The organism is Persicitalea sp. (assembly GCF_041751555.1).
Classification (GTDB): domain Bacteria; phylum Bacteroidota; class Bacteroidia; order Cytophagales; family Spirosomataceae; genus Persicitalea.
The window spans coordinates 1-3,779 of record NZ_JBGSXF010000567.1; the positions used below are offsets into that span (position 1 = coordinate 1).

Sequence of the window (3,779 nt, forward strand, 5' to 3'; positions counted from 1 at the left end):
CTGACCTTCGACCTGGAAGAAAAACTGCGCTTCTGGCAGAAACACGGCTACGTGATCTTGGAGAAGGTTATTCCCCAGGAACTGATCGACGCCTACTGGAACGACGTGGAGGAACTGATCGAGCATCCCGAAAAGTACAAAATGATGACGCGCATCGACCTGCCGAAGTTCGAGCCGATTCAGGAGCGGCTGATCAAGGATTTTCCTAAAGAAGACCTGAAAGGCAAGTACGTCAAGCTCAACGATTTTCACCACCTGTCGGAAACCGGAAAGAACCTGATGACCCATCCGGCTATCGTCAATTTTCTGGAAGCGATCTTCCAGCAACAGGTCGTAGTGATGCAGAGCCTGACGTTCATGTTCGGCAGTCAGCAGCCCACGCACCAGGATTTTCCCTGGGTAACGGCCAAAATTCCCAGCCATCTGGCGGCGGCCTGGATTCCGTTGGAGGACATCACCGCCGATTCCGGCCCGCTCTACTATTACGTCGGCTCGCACAAGCTGCCGAAGTTCAATTTTGGCAACGGTATCCTGTCCAATGAGCGCTCCTCGCGCAGCCCGCTGGAATTTGCCGACTACCTCGACAAAAACTGCCCCGCCCACGGCTTCCAAAAGGAAACGCTGCTCATCAACCGAGGCGATGTGCTTATCTGGCACTCGGCCCTGGCCCACGGTGGTGGCCTCATCACCAACCCTGACAGTACGCGCAAGTCGTACGTCTGCCATTATTCCACCCAGCAGGCCCTCCCCTTCCACCGCTACAACCCCCACGCCGAACCCAAGCCGCAGAAGTACCACGGCGTGGTGATTTATGAGCACCCCGAGTTTGGGGATCAGGAGAATATTTTGAAGGCGCAGGGATAGAGAGACCGGGAAGAATTATGATTATCATCCCTGCAAATTTAAAATAAATTTTTAAATTTGCAGGGATGATAAAAAGATCGATAGAAGACAGTTTCGCCCTTTCTCTGAAAGAATTTCCAGTGACTGGCATTATCGGCCCCAGGCAGGTCGGAAAAACCACGCTCGTCCGGCAATGGCAGGCAAAAAAAGAGATGGTTTATCTGGATTTGGAAAGGAACTCTGACCTGAACAAGCTAAAAGACCCTGAATTGTTTCTAACCCAAGTGGCCGACAAGACAGTTGTGCTGGACGAAGTGCAACATCTGCCGGAACTGTTCCCGCTGCTCCGTTCATTGGTGGATGACGACCGACGGCCCGGTCGATTCGTGATTCTTGGGTCGGCCTCCCCAGCTTTGTTGCGGCAAAGTTCCGAAAGTTTGGCGGGCCGTATCAACTACCTCGAAATGTTTCCGCTCAATTTATTGGAAGTTAAAGAGTTGCTCACTTGGCAGCAACTCTGGCTGCACGGCGGCTTTCCTGAACCCGCTTTATCAGAAAAGCCCAGCTTTGGACAAAGCTGGTACCGCAATTTTATTCAGAGCTACGTTCAGCGCGACCTGCCGCTGTACGGCTTACCCGCCGACCCGAAAGTGACGCGGCAACTGCTGCAAATGGTCGCCTCGGCCAACGGCGGCCTCCTGAACTACAGTACCTTCGCCAAATCCCTCGAACTCTCGGTACCGACCATCAAAACGTACCTTAGTTTTCTGCAAAACGCTTTCCTGACGACCGTCATTACGCCCTGGCACACCAATATCAAAAAACGCCTGGTGAAATCTCCGAAACTCTACATCCGTGACTCGGGGATGTTGCACTATCTGGCCGGAATCAACGATTTTGAAACCTTAATGGGAAACATCCGGGTAGGAAACTCCTGGGAAGGCTTCGTCATCAACCAAATCGCGTCGGTACTGAAATCGGACGATGAATTGTACCATTATCGCACCCAAGACGGTGCCGAAATAGATTTGCTCATCCGCCGGAACGACCGCTGGCTATTGGCCGCCGAAATCAAACTGACCAACTCGCCCTCTCTCAGCCGAGGCACGCATCAGGCCATGCGGGATTTGGGTTTGGAACAACTGCACGTCATTACACCTAGTGCTGAAACCTATCCTGTGGCTGAGAAAATTTTGGTGACGAGTTTGAGGAGGGTACTAGCGAGATTGCGGGGAGGGGAGGCTATTGGTTGAGATCGCTTCGCGAATACAAAACAAGCCAACAGCAAAGATCGCTTCAACTGCAAAGCAAGTCGGCATAATGCAGTCAAAACAATTACAACCTAATTAAGATATAGATCGTCATGACGAATAGGGAATATAGTAAATTTGAAATATTAAATTTCAATCATCAGGATTATCAGGAAGGGTTTGAAGTATTGTGCGAACCAAGCCTATTCATCAATTGGAATATGGTGGCAGGAGAGTTGTTAGAGAAAGGGGATATCTATTTTGAGATAGACAAATATAAAAAAGAATTTGCGAATTTTAAATCAAAAATAAGAATTGGAAATATAATTTTTGATGGTTTATATTTCCACAAATTTCAACACAGGTATGATGTTCCAGTATTAAATTTTTTCGCTGACATTGTTAATGTTGAAGAAACCGATAAAACCTATCGCATCCTTAACAAGAAATTGTTTGACGACGTTGGTAGCCATCGATATAGAATATACCTTCCGGAGGATCAAACTCAGGTGAGATCCACATTCGATCTCGATAAAATGATACTTTCGCTGGTTTATAGCTATAATTCTGATTGTAGGTACACCATTCTTAAAATAGAAAATAAACGCGATTATTCTGAATTATTGAAAAATGAAGAAGAGGTTGAGATCAGCAATGCGTTGGTGCTGGAAACAGAAATAGAAATGTATGGCAATTATAAAGAAGATGTAAAAATTAAATGGAGACCAGATGAATTAAATAATTTTCACCAAAAAGCACCAGTCATCTGGATGGATAGATCAAATAATACAATAGGATTTTCAGACAATCTATATTCTCAAAGGTATTTTTTGTCCGAAATCGAAAACATTTTTATTCAAAATATTTATCCTGCAAAATGCGGAGGAGGAAGTGAGCTGTATCTTTTTCTAAAAAAAGATAAGCAGAGAAAAAAAATATTTTCTGCACCATATTCGGTTTTTGATAAATACGCAGAGGAGCTTTCAAATTGCACAGGCTTGCAGGTAGTCTTTGGAAAAGAATATCCTTGCGATTAGAATTGCATATCGGCTTCATGTCCTGAATCTTCTCAGAATGCACCGAATCAAGTGTAGAACGAACAATCTCTTCTTTCAAAAACTCATCAAATACCCCGTCAAATCCGCCAGCGCCTGCTCGTCCAGCCCCATTGCCGTAGGATCAGGCATAAGCGAGTTGGGTAGTTTTTCGCGGCTCTTGATCTGGTCAGCCTTAATGGCGTGTTGCTTACCGGCGGCATCTTTAATTACAACCGTCGCACCGTCGCTGAGCAGGAAGCCAAAGTAGCTTTCGCCCTTTTTGGTCGTGATCGTGTAGGCTTCGTAGCCGAAGACGATGCTGGCCGAAGGATTCACGATGGCGTCGAGCAGCGTCATTTTGTCGACCTTCTGGTGAATCATCGTCAGGTCGGGACCGATGTCCGCGCCTTTTTCGCCGTGGCGGTGGCAGGAGGCGCAATTGTTGGTGAAGACCATCTGGCCCTGTTTGGGATCGGCCTTCATGCGGGCCGCAAAATCTACCCGAAGCACCTTGCCCGCGCGGGGGAAAAACTGACTGGCGAGTACCCGCACGTTCTGGTCGGGATTTTTGAATAATTGCTCACTCACGGCTTCGGCTACTTTGCCGGGAAGCTGGCCCTGCGACTTCATGTCGATGAGCATATTGCCG

General features: G+C 47.6%; 4 protein-coding genes. 3 read left to right on the top strand and 1 reads right to left on the bottom strand.

All coding sequences use genetic code 11. The features are described 5' to 3' along the window. From ACEW8P_RS20135 to ACEW8P_RS20145, 3 genes are all read left to right on the top strand, one after another. A partial coding sequence (locus ACEW8P_RS20135; protein ID WP_373514869.1) for a phytanoyl-CoA dioxygenase family protein occupies positions 1 to 864 on the top strand: 864 nt, incomplete at its 5' end. A gap of 65 nt (positions 865 to 929) precedes the next feature. Further along, complete coding sequence (locus ACEW8P_RS20140; RefSeq protein WP_373514870.1) at positions 930 to 2,096, top strand: ATP-binding protein; 1,167 nt, start codon at positions 930 to 932, stop codon at positions 2,094 to 2,096. Between the two features lie 110 nt (positions 2,097 to 2,206). Continuing rightward, complete coding sequence (locus ACEW8P_RS20145; protein WP_373514871.1) at positions 2,207 to 3,130, top strand: hypothetical protein; 924 nt, start codon at positions 2,207 to 2,209, stop codon at positions 3,128 to 3,130. A gap of 75 nt (positions 3,131 to 3,205) precedes the next feature. On the opposite strand, the gene ACEW8P_RS20150 is transcribed toward ACEW8P_RS20145, so the two are convergent. Further along, on the bottom strand, positions 3,206 to 3,779 hold a 574-nt coding region (locus ACEW8P_RS20150), incomplete at its 5' end, for a c-type cytochrome (protein ID WP_373514872.1).